At 70.2% G+C, this 19837-nt stretch carries 15 protein-coding genes; 5 read left to right on the top strand and 10 right to left on the bottom strand.

All coding sequences use genetic code 11. The features are described 5' to 3' along the window. Positions 1 to 54 precede the first annotated feature (54 nt). The 3 genes from ligD to AC5YDA_RS02885 all read left to right on the top strand — a co-directional run bounded on the left by ligD (position 55) and on the right by AC5YDA_RS02885 (position 2990). Positions 55 to 966 carry a non-homologous end-joining DNA ligase gene (gene ligD, locus AC5YDA_RS02895; RefSeq protein ID WP_496188835.1) on the top strand — a complete coding sequence of 304 codons (912 nt, stop codon included), beginning with the start codon at positions 55 to 57 and terminating at the stop codon, positions 964 to 966. 106 nt (positions 967 to 1072) lie between these two features. Continuing rightward, the gene (locus AC5YDA_RS02890; RefSeq protein WP_496188836.1) at positions 1073 to 1303 is read left to right on the top strand and encodes a DUF3107 domain-containing protein; all 231 of its coding nucleotides are present in this window, start codon (positions 1073 to 1075) and stop codon (positions 1301 to 1303) included. 151 nt (positions 1304 to 1454) lie between these two features. Beyond that, positions 1455 to 2990, top strand: coding sequence for a DEAD/DEAH box helicase (locus tag AC5YDA_RS02885; protein ID WP_496188837.1), 1536 nt, complete (start codon positions 1455 to 1457; stop codon positions 2988 to 2990). A gap of 66 nt (positions 2991 to 3056) precedes the next feature. Here AC5YDA_RS02885 and AC5YDA_RS02880 read toward each other — a convergent pair whose 3' ends face one another. The 4 genes from AC5YDA_RS02880 to AC5YDA_RS02865 all read right to left on the bottom strand — a co-directional run bounded on the left by AC5YDA_RS02880 (position 3057) and on the right by AC5YDA_RS02865 (position 10854). Next, positions 3057 to 3935, bottom strand: a complete 879-nt coding sequence (locus AC5YDA_RS02880) for a hypothetical protein (protein WP_496188838.1) — start codon at positions 3933 to 3935, stop codon at positions 3057 to 3059. Further along, on the bottom strand, positions 3935 to 5080 hold the full coding sequence (trpS, locus tag AC5YDA_RS02875) for a tryptophan--tRNA ligase (protein WP_496188839.1): 1146 nt from the start codon (positions 5078 to 5080) through the stop codon (positions 3935 to 3937). Before trpS ends, AC5YDA_RS02880 begins: the two co-directional genes overlap by 1 nt. A gap of 152 nt (positions 5081 to 5232) precedes the next feature. Beyond that, positions 5233 to 6081, bottom strand: a complete 849-nt coding sequence (locus tag AC5YDA_RS02870; RefSeq protein WP_496188840.1) for a PHP domain-containing protein — start codon at positions 6079 to 6081, stop codon at positions 5233 to 5235. A gap of 12 nt (positions 6082 to 6093) precedes the next feature. Beyond that, entirely contained in the window at positions 6094 to 10854 is a 4761-nt protein-coding gene (locus tag AC5YDA_RS02865) for an NAD-glutamate dehydrogenase (RefSeq protein WP_496188841.1), read from the bottom strand. A gap of 114 nt (positions 10855 to 10968) precedes the next feature. Here AC5YDA_RS02865 and AC5YDA_RS02860 point away from each other — a divergent pair, with 114 nt between their 5' ends. Next, positions 10969 to 11439: a DUF2505 domain-containing protein gene (locus AC5YDA_RS02860; protein WP_496188842.1), complete on the top strand. Its 471-nt coding sequence runs from the start codon at positions 10969 to 10971 to the stop codon at positions 11437 to 11439. Positions 11440 to 11455: 16 nt separating this feature from the next. On the opposite strand, the gene pruA is transcribed toward AC5YDA_RS02860, so the two are convergent. The 3 genes from pruA to AC5YDA_RS02845 form a co-directional block, all read right to left on the bottom strand. After that, positions 11456 to 13087, bottom strand: coding sequence for an L-glutamate gamma-semialdehyde dehydrogenase (pruA, locus tag AC5YDA_RS02855; protein WP_496188843.1), 1632 nt, complete (start codon positions 13085 to 13087; stop codon positions 11456 to 11458). Between the two features lie 122 nt (positions 13088 to 13209). After that, positions 13210 to 14049 carry a non-homologous end joining protein Ku gene (gene ku, locus AC5YDA_RS02850; RefSeq protein WP_496188844.1) on the bottom strand — a complete coding sequence of 280 codons (840 nt, stop codon included), beginning with the start codon at positions 14047 to 14049 and terminating at the stop codon, positions 13210 to 13212. 5 nt (positions 14050 to 14054) lie between these two features. Continuing rightward, positions 14055 to 14513, bottom strand: coding sequence for a DUF6912 family protein (locus tag AC5YDA_RS02845; RefSeq protein WP_496188845.1), 459 nt, complete (start codon positions 14511 to 14513; stop codon positions 14055 to 14057). An 82-nt stretch (positions 14514 to 14595) separates the two neighbouring features. On the opposite strand from AC5YDA_RS02845, the gene AC5YDA_RS02840 reads away from it, so the two are divergent. Continuing rightward, positions 14596 to 15081: an Rv3235 family protein gene (locus tag AC5YDA_RS02840; protein ID WP_496188846.1), complete on the top strand. Its 486-nt coding sequence runs from the start codon at positions 14596 to 14598 to the stop codon at positions 15079 to 15081. A 25-nt stretch (positions 15082 to 15106) separates the two neighbouring features. Here the strand turns inward: AC5YDA_RS02840 and secA are convergent, their stop codons facing one another. From secA to hpf, 3 genes are all read right to left on the bottom strand, one after another. Then, a complete protein-coding gene (gene secA / locus AC5YDA_RS02835; RefSeq protein WP_496188847.1) occupies positions 15107 to 17776 on the bottom strand; it encodes a preprotein translocase subunit SecA in 2670 nt (889 codons plus the stop codon). 79 nt (positions 17777 to 17855) lie between these two features. Beyond that, on the bottom strand, positions 17856 to 19058 hold the full coding sequence (locus tag AC5YDA_RS02830; protein ID WP_496188848.1) for a winged helix-turn-helix domain-containing protein: 1203 nt from the start codon (positions 19056 to 19058) through the stop codon (positions 17856 to 17858). 40 nt (positions 19059 to 19098) lie between these two features. After that, entirely contained in the window at positions 19099 to 19704 is a 606-nt protein-coding gene (gene hpf, locus AC5YDA_RS02825; protein ID WP_496188849.1) for a ribosome hibernation-promoting factor, HPF/YfiA family, read from the bottom strand. Positions 19705 to 19837 lie beyond the last annotated feature (133 nt).

The following is a 19837-nucleotide window of genomic DNA, read 5'->3' as shown; positions in this document are numbered from 1 at the left end:
CATCCCAGCACACCGCCCCGACACTCCTCGATCCGTGGCCGCTACCGTGGCCGCATGGCCGACGTGATGACCGACGTGGACGGGCGCGCACTCAAGCTCTCCAACCTCGACAAGGTGCTGTACCCCAGCGGCTTCACCAAGGGCGAGGTCATCGCCTACTACCACGCGATCGCGCCCGTCATGCTCCCCCACCTGGCCGGGCGGCCGGTCACGCGCATCCGCTTCCCCGACGGCACGGACGAGCCGGGCTTCTTCGAGAAGAACGTCCCCCACGGAACACCGGACTGGGTCCACACCCACCACGTCGTCGGTTCCAGCGAGAACATCGTCTTCCCGATCGTGGACGACCTGCCCACCCTGGTCTGGCTGGCGAACCTCGCCGCCCTGGAGTTGCACACGCACCAGTGGCGGGTCGCCGACGGCAGCGACCAGACGGCCATCGGGGACGACCTCCCGGTCGACCAGCTCGTCATCGACCTCGACCCGGGCCCCGGCGTCGCCATGCCCCTGATCGCCACCGCGGCCCTCCTCATCGCGGGCGAGCTGGGCGATGCGGGCCTGGTCGCGTACCCCAAGACCTCCGGCAGCAAGGGTCTCCAGCTGTACGCGCCCCTCGAGCCGACGCCCGTCGGCCCGGTGCTGGCGTGGGTGCGCGCCTTCGGTGACCGGCTGGTCGAGCTGCACCCCGAGGTGTTCGTCACCGAGATCGCCAAGGCCGCCCGGAGCGGCAGGATCCTCATCGACGTCAACCAGAACCTGCCCGGCCGGACGACGGTCACCCCCTACTCGTTGCGCGCCAAGGAGGAGCCGACGGTTTCCACCCCGCTGGAGTGGGAGGAGGTCGAGGACGCCGCGGGCGGCAGCCCGCTGCGCTTCACCTCGGCGGACGTCCTGGCCCGGGTCGAGCAGCACGGCGACCTGTTCGGACCGCTCCTGTCCGGACGCCGCGGGCACCTGCCCGCCTGACCCCTGCGGCCACGCGCGGGCATCCGTTCGCCCCGCGCGAAGCCTCGCGGTTTCGTCAGGGGCCGCGGGTAGGGTGACGAACGCACCAACAGACAAGGGGACCCAGATGGAAGTCAAGGTCGGCATCCGCAACGTCGCGCGCGAGGTGAGCGTCGAGACCCACGCCACGGCGGGCGAACTCGAGGCCGCTCTCGCCGAGGCGCTCGGCAGCAACGGCGTGTTCGCGATCACCGACGACAAGGGACGCAAGGTCCTCATCCCGGCCGCGCAGGTGGCCTACGTCGATCTGGGCACCGAGAGCCCTCGCACCGTCGGTTTCGGCGCGCTCAACAGCTGATTGCTACCATGGGCGGGTACGCACGGCACCTGTGCGTCCCCGCCGCTTGAGCGCACCCATGCGCGTCGCGCGTGTGCAGCGGGTGATGATGCCCGGCCTCGCGGCCGGAAAGTAGTGAGGCACGACGCTGACCGAGACAACTGACCTGCTCGTGCAGGTTGACGACACCACCAACGAGACCACCACCAAGCCGACGTTCGCCGACCTCGGCGTCCGCCCGGAGATCGTGGAGTCCCTCGCCCGCAAGGGCATCACCCACCCCTTCCCGATCCAGGCGATGAGCCTCCCGATCGCGATGAGCGGCACCGACATGATCGGGCAGGCCCGCACCGGCACGGGCAAGACGCTGGCCTTCGGCATCAGCCTGTTGGAGCGCATCGTCGTCCCCACGGACGCGGGTTACGCCGACCTGGCCCACCCCGGCAAGCCGCAGGCCCTGGTCATGACCCCGACCCGTGAGCTGGCACTCCAGATCACCGGCGACCTCGAGGACGCCTCGCAGGTCCGCAAGGCGCGCATCCTGACCGTCTACGGCGGCGTCGGCTACGAGCCGCAGCTGGAGGCGCTGGAGAGGGGCGTCGACGTGGTCGTCGGGACGCCGGGCCGCCTGCTCGACCTGGCCAGCCGACGCAGCCTGGACCTCTCCTTCGTGAAGGTCCTTGTCCTGGACGAGGCCGACGAGATGCTCGACCTGGGCTTCCTGCCCGACGTGGAGCGCCTCATCTCCCGCACCCCCGCCTCGCGCCAGACCCTGCTGTTCTCGGCGACGATGCCGTCGGCGATCATGGGCCTGTCGCGGAGCCACCTGACCCAGCCGGTCAACATCCGGGCCGAGGCGCACGACGCCGAGATGACCGTGCCCAACACGACCCAGTTCGTGTACCAGGCCCACGACCTCGACAAGCCCGAGATCGTCGCGCGCATCATCCAGGCCGACCACGCCGGCAAGGTGATGATCTTCACCCGCACGAAGCGTGCCGCCCAGCGCCTGGCCGACGACCTCGAGGAGCGCGGCTTCTCCGCGACCAGCATCCACGGCGACCTGTCGCAGGTGCTGCGCGAGAAGGCCCTGAACAAGTTCCGCGAGGACCGGGTCAAGATTCTCGTCGCCACCGACGTGGCGGCGCGCGGCATCGATGTGTCCGACATCACCCACGTGGTCAACTACGAGTGCCCCGACGACGACAAGACCTACGTGCACCGCATCGGCCGCACCGGCCGCGCCGGCGCGAAGGGCGTTGCCGTGACGCTCGTCGACTGGCAGGACGCCACCCGCTGGAAGGTCATCAACAAGACCCTCGACCTGGGCCACCCCGAACCGCCGGAGACCTATTCGACCAGCCCGCACCTGTTCAGCGACCTGCACATCCCCGAGGGCACCAAGAGCCGCCTCCGCGACCCGCGGCCGCGGGAAGAGGCTCCGCGCGAGCGTGCGCCTCGGCAGCCCCGCGAGGATCGTCCTCGCCGGCAACGTACCCGCCGCCGCCTCGTCAACGGGCAGCTCGTCGACGGCGCCGCAGACACGTCCGCCCCGACCGAGACACCTGTGGCGGCCGCCCGCGAGCAATCCGCCGCGGACCGGGTCACCGACTCGGACGGGCAGGGCGGCACGCGCCGCCGGCGTCGGCGCGGTGGCCGCGGTCGTGGCGAGGTCGGGGCCGAGTCGAGCGCCCCGACCCAGGAGTGACGCAGAGCCGGGCCGCCAGCCCGGCTCCTCGCCACCACCCACGGTCCGGCTGCCCGGCCGCGCGCCTCAGAACCGGTCCGGCTCCTCGGCGTTGAACACCAGCGAACGCCGGCCCGCCCCGGAGACGACGAGTCGGTCGAACCCGGTGCCGGTCGAAGGCTTCATCGTGGTCGTGTGCGGGGCGAAAAGTGCCTCCACCTGCGTGGCGGGATCGGCCGACCGCTTGCGGTCCTGTCGCAGCCAGCGACGCCCGGAGGCCACCACCGCCAGGGTCGCGGACTCCCGCACGAGCAGTTCCACCCGCTCCCCGGCGTCGTTGGTGCCGTAGTCGAGGCGGATCGCGCTGGGCAGGCCCGGATACCCGAACTCGACGCGCTCCCGGCCGGTCGGCTGCCGGCCGGACGCCTCCGCCGCGATGGACGCCGCCCGGGCGGCCTCCGCCTCGACGCGTGCCCAGTAGTCCTCACCCAGGGTGACCTCGGCGAAGCCCGCGGGCTGGACCCGGTCACGCAGGGCTCCCACGAGCCGGTCCGCGTCCGCCTCGGCGAAGCCGGGGAAGGCGTCCTGCTCGGGCTCTCGGCCCGCGGCGCGCACCGCGACCACCGGGACCCGCCGGCCGTCGACCTGACCGACGCCCACGCCCAGGACGTGCGTCCAGGAACGGCGCACCCCCATGATGGTGCGATAGCCGTCCGCATCGACACGCACCAGCCCTTGGCCTGGGCCCTCGACCGCGAGCACGAGGGCCATGACGAAGAACGGCGCGGCGATGGCCACGAGCACCCCCGAGTCGACGTGCGGGGCACGCACGAAGCCCACCACCGCGGCCACCGTCAGTGCTCCGAAGACCAGGACCCCGACGACCCCCCAGAAGCCACGCCGCCCGGTGCTGTGCGACACGATCCACGTGGCGTCCGAGCCGGCCCGCGCGGTCGGGGCCATCATCAGTAGACCATTCCCATCGCTTGGCGCACCTCGGACAGTGTGGCGTCGGCCACGGCGTCGGCCCGCTCGTTCCCCTCGCGCAGGATGGCCTCGATGTGGCCCTGGTCGGCCTCCAGCTCCTTGCGACGGGCCCGCACCGGGGCCAACTTCTCGTTCAGGACCTCGGTCAGGTACTTCTTCAGGCCGCCCCCGCCGCCATTGCCGATCTCCTCGGCGATCGCCACAGGGTCACGGTCGGCGCACAACCCGGCGAGCGTCAGCAGGTTCGAGACCTCCGGGCGGTTGACCGGGTCGAAGGTGATGTGGCGATCGGAGTCGGTGACGGCACGCTTGATGACCTTCGCGGTCTCGTCGGCCGTCATCCGCAACTCGATCGTGTTGCCCTTCGACTTCGACATCTTCGTGCCGTCCATGCCGAGGATCAGCGACCCGGAGCTGAGCAGCGCCTCCGCCTGCGGGAAGACCGGGCGCGCCGGGTCGACGCGGCCGTAACGCTCGTCGAAACGGCGTGCGACGACACGCGTCTGCTCCAGGTGCGGCAACTGGTCCTTGCCGACCGGGACGAGGTTGGCCTTGCAGAACAGGATGTCGGCCGCCTGGTGGACCGGGTAGGTGAGCAGCAGGCCCGACATCGGACGCCCACCGGTGGCGTCGTGCTCCGCCTTCACGGTCGGGTTCCGGTAGAGCTCGGAGTCCGACACCAGCGACAGGAACGGCAGCATGAGCTGGTTCAGCGCCGGAATGGCCGAGTGGGTGAAGATCGTCGTCCGCTCGGGGTCGAGACCGACGGACAGGTAGTCGGTCACGAGCGAGTGGACGCGCTCGCGGATGGGCCCGGTGCCGTCGCGGTCGGTGATGACCTGGTAGTCCGCGATGAGGACGAACGTCTCCACGCCGGCATCCTGCAGGCGGACGCGGTTGAGGATCGACCCGAAGTAGTGGCCGATGTGCAGGTGACCCGTCGGCCGGTCACCCGTGAGCATGCGGAACTCGGAGGGGTCCTTCGCGATCTGCGCCTCGATGGCCCGGCTTCGTTCCTCCGAGCGGCGCAGGGAGGCCTCCGACGTGGACTCCGCGAGAGCGTCCGCTGCCGTGGCGTCGTCGACCTCGGTGCTTGCGACCTCCGGGGTGGCCGGCTCGGTCATGGGCTTTCTCCTTCTGTGTTCGGTCCCACGGGCACGCAAAACGGCCGTCCGCAGGACGGCCGTGTGGGTGAGCAGGGGTTCGGGGCCGTCGTTACGGCCGCCACCAAAGCCTCTGCTCCATGGAGCGCATCCTATCGCGCCGCAGGGAGTGCTCAGGGACGTCCACCACGGGCTTCGATGCGGTGGAGGATCTCGGAGTACACGTCCGGGTCGGTCAACCCCACACCGAGCGGATTGCGGCTCTTGCCCAGCCCGTGGTGGTCCGACGACCCCGTCGTGAGCAGCCCGAGTCTCGCCGCCACCCTGCGCAGGTCGGCCCGGGTCGCCTCGTCATGGTCGGGGTGGTCGACCTCGACCCCGTCCAGCCGGTACTCGTGGACGAGCTCGGCCAGATACGGCTCGGGGAGGTCGGCGCGCCGCCCACGCCCCCAGGGGTGGGCCAGCACCACGACTCCCTTGGCGCGCTGCACGAGTTCGATCGCCCGGGTGAGCTCGGTGCTGTACCGGTCGACGTAGGCGGGCCCACCGTCGTACAACCAGCGCCGGAACGCCTCGTCGCGCGTCGCGACGTAACCCTTGGCGACCAGCGCGTCCGCGATGTGCGGCCGACCCAGTGACGTCCCGGCGGCGTGCTCGAGGACCTCCTCGACGGTCAGCGGCATGCCGAGAGCGGTGAGCCTGGCCACCATGCCGGGCACGCGGTCCGAGCGGCCCACCCGGACGCGGGCGAGTTCGTCGAGGAGCGCCTCGTCGTGCGGATCGCACCCGTAGGCCACCAGGTGCACCGACCTGCCGTCCTTCTGCGTGGAGAACTCCATGCCCCCCAACACGCTGATGCCGACGGTCTCCGCTGCCAGCTTCGCCTCACGCAACCCGTCGAAGGTGTCGTGGTCGGTGAGCCCGATCACGTCCAGCCCCGCCTCGGCAGCCTTGCGGACGAGCTGCGTGGGCGTGTCGGTGCCGTCGGAGACGAGCGTGTGGGTGTGGAGGTCGATCCTCATCACCCCATTCAACTACACCCGCAGTGCGCGGATCGTGCGCAGCGCGACCGACATGCGCGCCAGCGAGCTCTCCTCCCCCATGATCTCCTCCAACTGCGCGGCCTCCCGGTCGAGCCCACCCGCGGCGTCCGCCCATGCGGTCAACGCCGCATGACCGTCCGCTCCGGCGGGGGCACCCTCCAGGACCGAGGCCACCAGGTCGGAGTGCAACGTGCTGAGGTCGTCCCGGAGCGCGGCTCGGGCCATGGTGTCCCACTCGCTGGTGCGCGGCAGTTTGTTGACCCGTTCGACGATCCGATCCAGGCCGAGCCTGCCGGCGAGGCCGAAGTACGCCTGCTCGACCACCTCCAGCGGACGCCCCAGCCGCGTGGACAGGTCGACGATGCTCAGCGCCAGGTGGAGGAAGGGGGCGAGGGCGGTCGTGCGGGCCAGGTCCTCGGGGACGCCGGCGCCGGCCAGGGCGACGGCCTGCTCCTCGACCTGCTCCCTCTGCCGCTCGGTCGCGTACCGACCGAAGTTCACGCTGACCTCGGCCACGGCGTCGGTGAACGCCGCAGCCTCACCCTTGATGTCGAGGTCACCGCGCCGGTTGTGCAACAGCCAGCGGGTGGCACGCTCCACCAACTGCTGCAGGGCCACGCGGATCCCCAACTCCACGTCGGCGGGGATGCCCAGCCCGGGCAGCGCGAGCTCGTGGCGGGCGATGCCGAAGATCGTGCGCGCCGCCAGCTGTGCCCGGACGATCTGGGTGGAGGTCGACGAGGTCTCCCTCGCGAGCCGGCTGAACGCCGTGATGCCCTGGGAGTTCACGAACCGGTTGACCGTCACCATCGTCACGATCTCCCGCTTCAGGGGATGGGCCTGCAGGGCCTCGGCGAGTGCCTCGGTGCGCAGCGGCTTGGGGAAGTACGTGACGAGCCGGTCCGCCAGGTAGGGGTCGTCCGGTAGCGTTGACTGGAGGATCAGCTGCTCCAGGTGGATCTTGGTCCAGGCCAGGAGCGAGCACAGTTCCGGCCTGCTCAGTGCCCCACCCTGTTCGATGCGGGCAGCCATCTCCTTGCGGCTCGGCAGCGACTCCAGTCGCCGGTCGAGCAACCCGACCTCCTCCAGGCTCCGCATCCAGACCTCGTGCGCGGCGACCATCCCGTCGGGCTGGGCCTGCTCGGTCGACAGCGCCCGGTTCTGGTCCACGTTGTGGCTGATCACCAACTGGGCGACTTCCTCCGTCATCGAGGCGAGGAGGTCGACCCGCTCCTGGTCACCCAGGCGCCCGGCCGCCACCTCGGGCTGGAGCAGGATCTTGATGTTCACCTCGTGGTCAGAGGTGTCGACACCGGCGGAGTTGTCGATGAAGTCGGTGTTCAGGCGTCCGCCCTTCTCGGCGAACTCGATACGGCCGAGCTGTGTCCAGCCCAGGTTGCCGCCCTCGCCGGCCACCCTGGCCCGGACTTCGGCCCCGTCGACACGGACGGAGTCGTTGGCCTTGTCCCCCACCTGGGCGTGGGCCTCGCCGGTCCCCTTGACGTAGGTGCCGATGCCCCCGTTCCACAGCAGGTCGACGGGGGCCTGCAGGATCGCCCGGATCAGTTCGGCCGGGGTGAGGGCGCGGACGCCGGCGTCCAACCCCAGCGCCTCCCGGACCTGCGGGGTGATCGTGACCGACTTCGCCGACCGCGGATGGACGCCGCCCCCCTCGGAGATCAGCGTCCGGTCGTAGTCGGCCCACGTCGACCGGGGAAGGTCGAACAGCCGCTTGCGCTCGGCCCAGGACGTGGCGGGGTCGGGGTTCGGGTCGAGGAACACGTGCTGGTGGTTGAACGCCGCGACCAGGCGCGTGTGCTGCGACAGGAGCATGCCGTTGCCGAACACGTCGCCTGCCATGTCGCCGATGCCCACGCAGGTGAAGTCCTCGCTCTGGCAGTCGATGCCCAACTCGTAGAAGTGCCGCTTGACCGATTCCCAGGCGCCGCGGGCGGTGATGCCCATGCCCTTGTGGTCGTAGCCGACCGAGCCGCCGGACGCGAAGGCGTCACCCAGCCAGAAGCCCCGCTCGACCGAGATCCGGTTGGCGATGTCGGAGAACGAGGCCGTGCCCTTGTCTGCGGCCACGACGAGGTAGGTGTCGTCGCCGTCGTGGCGGACGACGTCCGGCGGGGGGACCACCTGGCCGTCCACCAGGTTGTCGGTCAACGACAGCAACGACGAGATGAAGATCTCGTAGCAGGCGATGCCCTCGGCCTGCCAGGCGGCACGGTCGACGCGAGGGTCGGGCAGGTCCTGCGGGACGAAGCCGCCCTTGGCGCCGACCGGGACGATGACCGTGTTCTTCACCATCTGCGCCTTGACCAGGCCCAGTACCTCGGTGCGGAAGTCCTCGGCGCGGTCCGACCAGCGCAGGCCGCCCCGGGCCACCTTCCCGTAGCGCAGGTGGACACCTTGGACGCGGGGGCTGTAGACGAAGATCTCGTGGGCCGGCCGCGGATGCGGCAGCAGGTCCAGTTCGGTGGGGGCGATCTTGAAGGCCAACGCCGGGCGGTCCGCGGCGAACGCGTTGGTGCGCTTGATGGCCTGGAGGACCGCCACGAACATGCGCAGGATCCGATCCTGGTCCAGGCTCTCGACGGCGTCCAGGGCCTCGAGGATGCCCGAGATCTCCTGGTCGAAGTCCTCCTGCCGAGCCTGGGTGCTCAACTCATCGTCGGGCCGGAACCGGGACTCGAAGGCGGTCACCAGAGCACCAGCGATCACGGGGTTGGCGTTCAGCGCCGCCGCGACGTAGGGCTGGCTGTACGGGATGCCGGCCTGCTGCAGGTAGCGGCCGATGCCGCGCAGCCAGGTCACCTGCTCCCAGGTCAACCCGGCGGTCATCACGAGCCGGTTGAGCTTCCCGGCGTGGGCACGGCCGGTGTAGGAGGCCTCGAACGCCTGGGCGAAGCGGGCACGGTCGGGGAGCTCCCAGTCGGCCAGCGTCTGCCCCGACGGCAGGTTGAACCCGAAGTCGTAGACGAAGACCGGCTTGCCGCGCAGGTCCCACACGAACGGACGCTCGTCGATGACCGTGACGCCGAGCGCGTCCAGGTGCGGCATGACGCGGGAGAGCGACATCGTCGACAGGGAGATGACCTTGAAGCGCAGGTCGGCGTCGTCCATGTCGGCGCCGGGCTTGAACAGGGCGAAGCGCAGGTCGTCCGGCCCGGCCAGTTCGTTGGCGAGGTGGAGGTCGGCCAACGCCTGCTTGGCGGTGTAGGCCGCCTCGTACGCCTCACCGAACTCGACGCCCCGCTGTTCCGCCGGCAGGGCGTCCGCCACGTCGTTGAAGTCGTCGTCCCAGTTGCGGCTGGCACGGACGACCTCCGCCTCGAGCCCCGCCCAGTCGACGTCCGGCTCGGCCCCGTCGGGGAAGCGGATGATGAGCAACAGGCGCGCCATCTGGCTCTCGTTGACCAGCGCACGGTACTCCACGGCCTCGGCCGAGAGCCGCTCCCGCAACAGGCTCGTGATGCGCTCGCGGGTGATCGTGCGGTAACGATCGCGGGGCACGTAGACGAAGCACGACCAGAAGCGGCCGTGCGGGGCCCGCTGGATGATCAACCGGGTGTGGCGCTGCTCCTGGACCCCCGCGATGCGGCGGACCAGCCCGGCCAGGTCCGCGACGGTGTCGGCGAACCAGTTGTCCCGGGGCAGGGACGCCATCGCCTCGCGGGCGAGTTCCCCGTTGTGGGAGGCTGGTTCAAGGTCGAGCGCCTCCCAGACCCACGTGGCCTTGTCCTTGACCAGCGGGATCGACTCGACGGGTTCGGAATAGGCGCGCGAGGACCACAGGCCCAGGAAGCGTCGCTCCCCCACCAGGACGCCGTCGGGCGTGTAGTCGCGCACGGACACGTAGTCGAGGTTGCCCGCCCGGTGGACCGGCGAGGGCCGGGAGTCCTTGGTGACGACCATCACCTCGGGGTCCGGGGTGATCTGGGTGGCGTGGAAGGGGTCCTCACCGGCCCCACGCAGCAGGCCCAGGCCCGTGCCCGGCACCACGGTGAAGGTGTCACCGTCCACGGTGTACTCGCGGTAACCGACGAGCTCGAAGTGGTCGTCGTACATCCAGCGCAGCAGGGCGGCGATGCGCTGGATCCAGGCGTCCTCGACCGGCGCCGGCGCGTTCAGGACGTGCTCGATGGCGGCGGCGAGACGGTCGCGCATGGCCTCGGCATCGCGGTGGACGTCCCGGCCGACGACCAACCCGGCCACCACGGCCTCCCGCGTGGCCTCTGTCAGGTCCTCGGCGGACGTCCCGAGCGGGGGGTACGCCTCGACGGTCAGCCACGACTCCAGCCTCCCCGGCTCGGTGTGCGGGCCCACGCCCCCCAGGACGCCGTCGGCGTCGCGCTGCACGGCGAGGACCGGGTGCCGTGTCGTCCGTACGGTCCACCCCAGTTCGGCGAGGTCCATGAGGACGGTGTCGACGATGAACGGACGGTCATCCGTGACCACCTGGATGACGGTCGACCCCCCGGCGCTCCAACCATCGGTGTCCTCCTGCGGCGTGGAGATGCCGATGAGATCGTCGCCCGGCAGGCGGACACGCCCCAGCGCCCAGTGGGAAGCGGCCAGGTGGGGTGCGTGGGCGAGCGGCGCGACATCGTCCACACCGACCGTGTCCTGGCCGTAGTAGGCCGCGACGAACTGCGCTGTCGGGACGGCCCGGTCGGGGAGCTGGATGCTGCTGAGTGCCTCCGCCACGCTCGAGAGGTACCGGGTCATCGTGACGTCGCGTGCCATGCGTGCCGCTCCTTTGCGTAGCCTCCGACCAGCGTAGCCACGAAGCCGCCGAGATCCGAGAGCCCGCGGGGGAACATGTCGGCCCTGACCGGTGAGAGCCGCAATAATCGACGCATGCAGCTCACCAGCCGTCACGATTTCCCGGCTCCCGCGGAGTCCGTGTTCGCCATGTTGACCGACGAGGAGTTCCTTCGCCACGCGGCCGTGCGCATGGGCTCGCCGGACGCACGCGTCGCCTCCTCGGGCACCCGCACGGCCGTCGAGGCCACCCTCGAGTCGCCGGCCGAGGTGAAGGCGTTCATCGGCCCCAGCCTGCGGATCGTCCTGGACGTCGACTGGGGCCGGGAGGGCGCGGACGGTTCACGGGCGGGCACCTTCACGATGACGGTTCCCGGAACCCCGGTGAGCGTGGCGGGCACGACGTCGCTGGCGCCCACGGCGTCCGGCAGCGCGTTGGTCTACGAGGGTGACCTGACGGCCAAGCTGCCCCTCATCGGGGGGCGCATCGAGCAGGCGGCCGCCCCCGCGATCCTCGAGGCACTGGACGACCAGGCCGCCGTGGGCCGGGAGTGGCTCGCCCACTGACTCCACCGGCGCCGGGTCAGAGCATGTGGGGGTAGCCCGTGGAGGTCGGCGGGACCAGGGTCTCCTTGATCGCCCGCGGCGAAGCCCACCGGATCAGGTTCCACATCGAACCGGCCTTGTCGTTCGTCCCCGACGCCCGCGCCCCACCGAACGGCTGCTGGCCCACCACCGCACCGGTCGGCTTGTCGTTGATGTAGAAGTTGCCGGCCGTGAACCGCAACCCGTTCAACGCCGCCTGCACCGCGGCCCGGTCGGTCGCGAAGATCGACCCCGTCAACGCGTACGGGGCGGCGGTGTCGACCAGCCCGATCACCTTCTCGAAGTCGGCGTCGTCGTACACGTGCACACCCAGGATCGGACCGAAGTACTCGGTGCAGAAGATGTCCGACAACGGGTCGGTCCCCACCACGATCGTCGGCCGCACAAACCACCCGGTGGAGTCGTCGTAGGTACCACCGGCGATGACCTCCATCGTGGGATCGGCATGGCAGGCATCGATCACGCGGGCCAACTTGTCGAAGGCCCGCTTGTCGATCACCGCCGAGGTGAAGTTCGACAGGTCCCGCACGTCCCCCACCGCCAACGCCTCGGTCTGCCGGACCAACACGTCCTCGATCTCCTCCCACACCGACCGGGGGATGTACGCCCGCGACGCCGCCGAGCACTTCTGGCCCGAGTACTCGAACGCCCCCCGCACCAGCGCCGTGACCAGGGCCTCCCGGTCCGCACTCGGGTGCGCCAGCACGAAATCCTTGCCCCCGGTCTCCCCCACCAGCCGCGGGTACCCGCGATAACCGGCGATGTTCGCACCCACCTGCTGCCACAAGCCCTGGAACACCGGCGTCGACCCCGTGAAGTGGATCCCCGCCAAATGCGGATCGGCCAGAGCCACACCGGAGATCTCCCTGCCATGCCCCGGCAACATGTTGATCACACCCGCGGGCATGCCCGCCTTGAGGAGCACCTCGGCGAAGACGTGCGCCGCGAACGACTGCGTCAACGCCGGCTTCCACAACACGGGATTGCCCATCAACGCCGCCGACGTCGGCAGGTTGCCCGCGATCGCGGTGAAGTTGAACGGCGTGATCGCGTACACGAACCCCTCCAGGGGCCGGTACTCCATCCGGTTCCACACCCCCGGCGTGCTCCTGGGCTGGTCGGACATGATCTGCTGGGCATACGCCACGTTGAACCGCAGGAAGTCGATCAGCTCACAAGCCGAATCGATCTCGGCCTGCTGCACCGTCTTGCCCTGGCCCAGCATCGTCGCCGCGTTCAACGTCGCCCGGTACGGCCCCGCGATCAGATCCGCCGCCCGCAGGAAGATCGCCGCACGCTCGTCGAACGGCAACCCCGCCCACGCCGGAGCCGCGGCCAGCGCCGCATCGATCGCCGCCCGCGCGTCCTCGGCACCGGCCTGCTGCACCCTCCCCAGCACGTGCCCGTGATCCGAGGGCATCGTCACCTCGAAGGAGTCCTCGCCCGTCCCCGGACGCCACTCCCCACCGATCATCGCGTCCAGCGCCACCGGCGCGGCCCCCGACAACTCGGCCAGACGCACCTCCAACGCAGCACGCTCGGGCGAGCCGGGCGCGTACCCCAGAACAGGCTCGTTCACGGGCTGGGGAACCGAGGTCTGTGCATCCATGCCCGGAAGGATAGCCGCAGCGACCGACGCGCAGGAGGAAACGCACGGCAGAAGTTCGCGACCCTCGACCTCCGCGCATGCAATCCTGCCGCCGGAAACTCGACCGGCGATGAAAACGGGGGTCAGCTCGCCTTCTTGGCCTTCTTCGTCGGCGCCTCGGCGCCCTTGGCCGCCGCCTCGCGCCGCTTCTTGGCCGCTTCGACGGACGCCTTCAGCGCGGCCACCAGGTCGACGACGTCGCCGGTGCCCTCGGCCCGCTCCACCGACTCCGTGGGTGCCGGGGCCTCGCCCAGCTTGGTGGCGACCACGGCCTCCAGCGCCTCCCGGTAGGAGTCGGTGAACTGGGTCGGGTCGTAGGGTGCCGTCAGCTGGTCGATGAACATGCTCGCCATGTCGACCTCTCCCTTGGAGGCCTTGATCTCCCCCGAAGGGGCCGCGAAGGCGCCGTCGCGCAGTTCGTCCGGCCAGAGCAACGTGTGCATCACCAACAACTCGTCCGCGGCCCGGATCAGGGCGAGCGACTCCCGCGAGCGGAGCGCGACCTTCACGACCGCCACCTTGCCGGCCTTCTTCAGGGCCTCACGCAGCAGCACGTACGGCTTGGCACCCGGCCCCTCGGCCTCCAGGAAGTACGACTTGTTGTACGCGGTGGGGTCGATCTCGCCCAACTCGACGAACTGCACGATCTCGACCTGCTTGGTCGTGGGCAGCGGCAGGTCATCGAAGTCGGACGCCTCGAGGATGACCATGCGGCCGTCGGCGGCCTCGTACCCCTTGGCGATCTCGGCGTACGGGATCTCCTCACCGCACACCTCACAGACACGTCTGTACTTGATGCGTCCCCCGTCGGCCGGGTGCACCTGCCGGAACGTGACGTCCTTCTCCTCGGTGGCCGAGTACAGCTTCACCGGGATCGTGACGAGGCCGAAGGAGACGGCGCCCTTCCACAGGCTACGAGGCATGTGCCCTAGTGTGACAGGCGCGCCCACTCAGAGGAACCGTGCCACAGCAGCTCGGTGCCCCGCAGGAGGTCGCTGACGGCGTCGGACTCCCAGGCTTCGTCGAGCGTGCACGCCCCGATCTCGTCCCGCGCGGCGGACGCGCGCCGGGCGCCGTCCTCGTCATCGGCGAACAGGCTCTCGACGGTGCTCCAGCGGACGCCCTCGGCCACGACGGCCCCGAACTCGGCCGGTTCCGCACCCGCGGCGTCCGTCTCGCAGACCGCGACCAGGCGGACGCCGTGGGCCAGCAGGCCGGCGATCCCCGCCACCTCGAGGAGGGTCAGGTCGGCGTCCTCGGTGTCAGGGGCGGTCAGGCCGAAGGACTCCAGGAAGACGGGGGTGGCGGCGAAGCCGGACACGTCACGCTTCCCGGTCGTGGCCCAGTCGGCCAGGTCGGTCTGGGCAAGGGGGACGAACACGAGCATGTCCCCAGCATCGCATGAGTTGTCCACACGGTGACCCTCGGCCTGCTGGTCCCGGACACCCGCCGGGCCGCACAGTGGTCCCATGTCCCCCTCCGTCCAGGCCCGTCCCGCGCCTCTCACCCGTCCGCGCCCGGTCACGTTGTCGCTACCCGTGACGGACGTCGTCGGCCCCCAACCCGCCCTGCCGGACGGAGACGTCGCCGACCTGTCCGGACCCGTTCACGACGTCGGCCCAGACGCGGAACGCGTCGCGCGGACCGTGACCCGGGCCGTCGCGGAGACGCTGGCGGGACACCGTCCCCTCGCCCAGCTGCGGCCCCTGCTGACACCCCGCGTCGCCGTGCTGCTGGAGCACCTCGTGCGCTCGGGCGCCGCGGGCGGCATGCGGTTGGCCGGACTGCGCCTGCAGAGTCCCAGAGACGGCGTGGTCGAGGCGTCCGCCCGGCTCGCGTCCACAACACGCTGCGTCGCGCTGGCGGTACGCATCGAGCGGCGAACCGTCCGCTGGGTGGTCACCACGCTCGAAGCCGGCCTGGCCCCGGACGGTCGCATGCCCGCCCGCTCGTGAGCGGACGGGCCTGTGAGACGAAGACCTACTTGCGCTTCCGGTTGGAGCGGCGCTGCTTGCGGTTGGCCGGCTCAGCGGCCTCGGGCTCCGCGGGCTCCTCGTCACCGTGCACCTCGACGCCGCCGGCGTCCGTGGGGCCCGAGTACGTGAGCTGGTGGGCCGCCGCGGCCACGTCGACCGGCGCGCCCGCGGCGTCCCGGACGACCCCGACCTGCGGCTGCACGTTGACCTCGAGGTTGAACACGTAGCCGATGGATTCCTCCAGGAAGGCGCCCATCATCGCGTTGAACATGTCGCCCCCCTCGCGCTGGTACTCCACGAGCGGGTCGCGCTGGGCCATCGACCGCAGGCCGATGCCCTCGCGCAGGTAGTCCATCTCGTAGAGGTGCTCGCGCCACTTGCGGTCCAGCACGCTGAGCACGACCCGGCGCTCCACCTCGCGCATGACCTCGGGGCTGAGCTGCTCCTCACGGGCGTCGTAGGCGCGCGAGACGTCGGCCACGAAGTCCGCGGCCAGTTCGTCTGCGGTCGCCTGGCCGTCCTCGTAGTCGGCCATGTCGAGGCCGACCGGGTAGAGGGTGCGGAGCTGCGACCACAGCGGCTCGAGGTCCCAGTCCTCCGCGAAGCCCTGTGTGTGCTCCCGGACGACCTGCTCGACGACCTTCGCCGCGGCGGCGCGGAGCTGCTCGTCCACGTCGGCACCCTCGAGCACCCGACGGCGGTCCCCGTAGATCGTGTGTCGCTGGCGGTTCATCACGTCGTCGTACTTGAGGACGTTCTTGCGCATCTCGAAGTTCTGGCTCTCCACCATCTCCTGCGCGCTCGCCACCGAGTTGGTGACCTGCTTGTTCTCGATCGGCACGTCGTCCGGCACGTTCAGCACCAGGAGGACACGCTCGATGAGGTCGGCCTTGAACAGGCGCATGAGGTCGTCCTGCAACGACAGGTAGAACCGCGACTCGCCCGGGTCGCCCTGGCGGCCGGAACGACCACGCAACTGGTTGTCGATGCGGCGGCTCTCGTGGCGCTCGGAACCGACCACGTAGAGGCCACCGAGCTCGACGACCTGCTCGTGCTCGGCGTTGCACTGCTCCTCGACCTGGGGGTAGAGCTCGGCCCAGGCCGCCTCGTACTCGTCCGGAGTCTCGACCGGGTCCAGGCCCTTGTCACGCAGGACCGCGTCGGTGAGGAACTCCGGGTTGCCGCCGAGGATGATGTCGGTGCCGCGGCCGGCCATGTTGGTGGCGACGGTGACGGCGCCCTTGCGGCCGGCCAGCGCGACGATCGCTGCCTCCCGTGCGTGGTTCTTCGCGTTCAGCACCTCGTGCGGGACGCCCGCCCGAAGGAGCCTCTTGCTCAACAGTTCCGACTTCGCGACGGAGGCGGTGCCCAGCAGCACCGGCTGTCCCGCGGCGTGACGCTCGACCACGTCGGCCACCACGGCGTCGAACTTGGCGTCCTCGGTGCGGTAGATGAGGTCGGCCTGGTCCACGCGGATCATGGGCCGGTTCGTCGCGATCGGCAGCACGCCGAGGCCGTAGATCTTCTGGAACTCGCTCTCCTCGGTCTTCGCCGTGCCGGTCATGCCGGAGAGCTTCTCGTACATGCGGAAGTAGTTCTGGAGCGTGATCGTGGCGAGGGTCTGGAACTCCTCCTTGATCTCCACGCCCTCCTTGGCCTCCAGCGCCTGGTGGAGGCCCTCCGAGTAGCGTCGTCCCACCAGCGTCCGGCCGGTGAACTCGTCGACGATGACGACCTCGCCCTCGGCGGTGACCATGTAGTCCTTGTCGCGCTTGAACAGTTCCTTGGCGCGGATCGCGTTGTTGAGGTAGCTGATCAAGGGCGTGTTGGCCGACTCGTAGAGGTTGTCGATGCCCAGGCGGTCCTCGACGAGCGCGATGCCGGGCTCCATCACCGAAATGGTCTTCTTCTTCTCGTCGACCTCATAGTGCGTGTCGCGGATCATCCGCAGCGCGAGCCGTGAGAAGACCGGGTACCACCGCTTGTTGTCCTCGGCGGGGCCCGAGATGATGAGCGGCGTGCGGGCCTCGTCGACGAGGATCGAGTCGACCTCGTCCACGATCGCGAAGTGGTGGCCGCGCTGCACGCAGTCCTCCAGCGAGAGGGCCATGTTGTCGCGCAGGTAGTCGAAGCCGAACTCGTTGTTGGTGCCGTAGGTGATGTCGGCGGCGTAGGCCTCGCGGCGCTCGACGGGGTTCATGTGCTGCAGGATCACGCCGGTGCTCAGGCCGAGGAAGTGGTGGATGCGGCCCATCTGCGCGGACTGGTACTTCGCCAGGTAGTCGTTGACCGTGACCACGTGGACGCCCTTGCCCGTCAGCGCGTTCAGGTAGGACGGCAGGGTCGCAGTCAGCGTCTTGCCCTCACCGGTCTTCATCTCGGCGATGTTGCCCAGGTGCAGGGCGACACCACCCATGAGCTGCACGTCGAAGTGCCGCTTGCCCAGGACGCGCCTGCTGGCCTCACGCACGGTGGCGAACGCCTCGGGGAGCAACTGGTCCAGCGTCTCCCCGTTGGCCAGCCGCTCCTTGAAGTCGGCCGTCTGCGCGCGGAGCTCCTCGTCCGTCATCGCCTCGAAGTCCGGCTCGATGGAGTTCACCTGCTTGGCGATCGTCTCCAGGCGCTTGATCTGGCGCCCCTCACCCAGGTGCATCAGCTTGTCCAGCAGGCCCACGTGTCTGTGCTTCCTCGTCGTCCGGTCGGCGCCGGCGCGGCACCTTTCCCCATCGTAGGGGGTCCACCGACGGAAGGCCTCACACCGCGGACGCCAACGCCGTGGCCAACGTGCCCCGGGGAGCCACCGCCACATCGGCCAGCCCGAGCCAGCCGGCCATCAGGTGCAGTTCGGATGCCAGCGCCGGGGCCACCCCGGCGGCCACCCGGCCCTCCTCCAGCCACGCCGACCGCACCACCAGGACGCCGCGGGTCCGGTCCGCCTTCAGGTCGACCCGCGCGGCCGGGGAGTCGCCGAGCCAGAACAGGTACACGTAGTAGCCGTACTCGCGCTGGGGCTCAGGGACGTAGATCTCGATGCGGTAGCGCGTGCCGAACATCGCCTCCAGACGTCGCCGTTCGAACACGGACGAGTCGAAGGGGCTGACCAGCGCGTGCGCGTGCAGCGAACGCGGCATCCGGGCCTCGTGCCACAGCCAGTGCTGTCCGGGGACGCCGGCCACCTCGACGGCCTCCAACTCACCGCGGGCCACGAGCCGCTGCACGGACGCGGACGTCTCGGCCCTGCGCAGGTAGAAGTACTCGCTGAGCGCGGTGAGGTCCGCCACACCGAGCGCCCGGGCGGCCCGCGCGACGAGTTGGTCGCGGCAGGTGTCGTCGTCGGGGTCGGGGGTGGCGAGCACGGCGGGCGCGAGCACCCGCTCGGTGAGGTCGTACAGCCGTTCGAACGCCGCGTTCCGGCCCGCGATGGACAACGTCCCGACGTTGAACAGGTGCTCCAGGACGTACTTGGCCTCCGACCAGTTCCAACCCCAGTGCTCCTTGCGGCGCACCTCGTCGTTCTCGATCTGGCGCGGCGTCAGCGGGCCGCGCTCGGCCACGTCGGCGAGAATGCGGTCCGCCAGATCCGGCTTGTCGGCCAGGATGGCCGAGAACCTCGCGCGCTCCCGGGTCGCGAGGGAGCGCTTGCGCAGGCGCAGGGCCGGTTCCAGCTCCACGTCGATCAGGCAGGCGGCATGCCCCCAGTACTCGAACGCGTGGCGCGGCGCTCGCTGCCAGGCGCGGTCGAGCAAGGTGGGGTCGTAGGGGCCCAGCCGGGCGAACAACGGCATGAGGTGGGCGCGGACCGCCACGTTGACCGAGTCGATCTGGAACTGGCCGACCCGACGGATCTCGGCCTGCACGTGACGCATGGTGACGGTGGCAGGACGCGGGCGTCCGAACCCTTGGGCGGCGAGCGCCACCCGGCGGGCCTGGGCGTGGGACAGACGACGGCCGGGCATCAGGGTCGCCCCCGATGCCCGGCCGTGCGGAGCGGGTCGGTCACTCGTCCGCGTTGACGTCCAAGTGGATGACGCCGTAGTCGTACGCCTTGCGGCGGTAGACCACGCTCGGCGCCGAGGTCTCGGCGTCGACGTACAGGAAGAAGTCGTGCCCGACGAGTTCCATCTCGTCCAGCGCCTGCGCCAGCGTGAGCGGCGTGGCGGGGAAGATCTTCTCGCGGACGACCAAGGGGCCGTCACCGGTCACCTCGAGCCCGGCGATGCGCCGCACGGGCGGCGTCTCCTGGGACGAGGCCGACTCGGGCGCGGGCGGAACCTCAAGGGTGTCCGAGACCCGCAGGCCGCGGTGCACCTTGCGGCGGTCCTGGGCACGGCGCAGCTGGGACTTCATCTTGTCCAGGGCGTACTCGAAGGCAATGGTCTTGTCATCGGCCGACGCCACGGACCGGACGACCGGCCCCTTCCCGATCAGGGTGATCTCGACCTGAGTCGCCTGGTCGGGCCGCTTGTGCTGGTTCGCGGAGACCTGCACCTCGACCCGCTGGACACGATCTCGGAACCTCTCGATCCCGGACATCCGCTCGGCGACCTTTTCCCGGAAGTCGTCGTTGATGCTGATGCGACGACCGGTGACGATGACGTCCATGTCAACCTCCTTGTTCGGGTAACAAAAAAGCACCCACGCCCACCACCCCTGACGGGTCAGGGGCCGGCGGTTGGTGCCATGACCACAACCTAGCGCGGAACAGCCCGACATTCACGCGTTCGCGTGGGTTCAC

This window comes from Propioniciclava sp. LT294 (assembly GCF_059516005.1).
Note: the sequence above shows the minus strand (reverse complement) of the source record. Positions and strands in the feature narration are given on the sequence as shown.

Coding starts and splice junctions, on each gene's coding strand:
- ligD (WP_496188835.1), top strand. CDS start 55: ATGGCCGACGTGATGACCGACGTGGACGGGCGCGCACTCAAGCTCTCC.
- AC5YDA_RS02890 (WP_496188836.1), top strand. CDS start 1,073: ATGGAAGTCAAGGTCGGCATCCGCAACGTCGCGCGCGAGGTGAGCGTC.
- AC5YDA_RS02880 (WP_496188838.1), bottom strand. CDS start 3,935: ATGATGGCCCCGACCGCGCGGGCCGGCTCGGACGCCACGTGGATCGTG.
- trpS (WP_496188839.1), bottom strand. CDS start 5,080: ATGACCGAGCCGGCCACCCCGGAGGTCGCAAGCACCGAGGTCGACGAC.
- AC5YDA_RS02870 (WP_496188840.1), bottom strand. CDS start 6,081: ATGAGGATCGACCTCCACACCCACACGCTCGTCTCCGACGGCACCGAC.
- AC5YDA_RS02865 (WP_496188841.1), bottom strand. CDS start 10,854: ATGGCACGCGACGTCACGATGACCCGGTACCTCTCGAGCGTGGCGGAG.
- AC5YDA_RS02860 (WP_496188842.1), top strand. CDS start 10,969: ATGCAGCTCACCAGCCGTCACGATTTCCCGGCTCCCGCGGAGTCCGTG.
- pruA (WP_496188843.1), bottom strand. CDS start 13,087: ATGGATGCACAGACCTCGGTTCCCCAGCCCGTGAACGAGCCTGTTCTG.
- ku (WP_496188844.1), bottom strand. CDS start 14,049: ATGCCTCGTAGCCTGTGGAAGGGCGCCGTCTCCTTCGGCCTCGTCACG.
- AC5YDA_RS02845 (WP_496188845.1), bottom strand. CDS start 14,513: ATGCTCGTGTTCGTCCCCCTTGCCCAGACCGACCTGGCCGACTGGGCC.
- AC5YDA_RS02840 (WP_496188846.1), top strand. CDS start 14,596: ATGTCCCCCTCCGTCCAGGCCCGTCCCGCGCCTCTCACCCGTCCGCGC.
- AC5YDA_RS02830 (WP_496188848.1), bottom strand. CDS start 19,058: ATGCCCGGCCGTCGTCTGTCCCACGCCCAGGCCCGCCGGGTGGCGCTC.
- hpf (WP_496188849.1), bottom strand. CDS start 19,704: ATGGACGTCATCGTCACCGGTCGTCGCATCAGCATCAACGACGACTTC.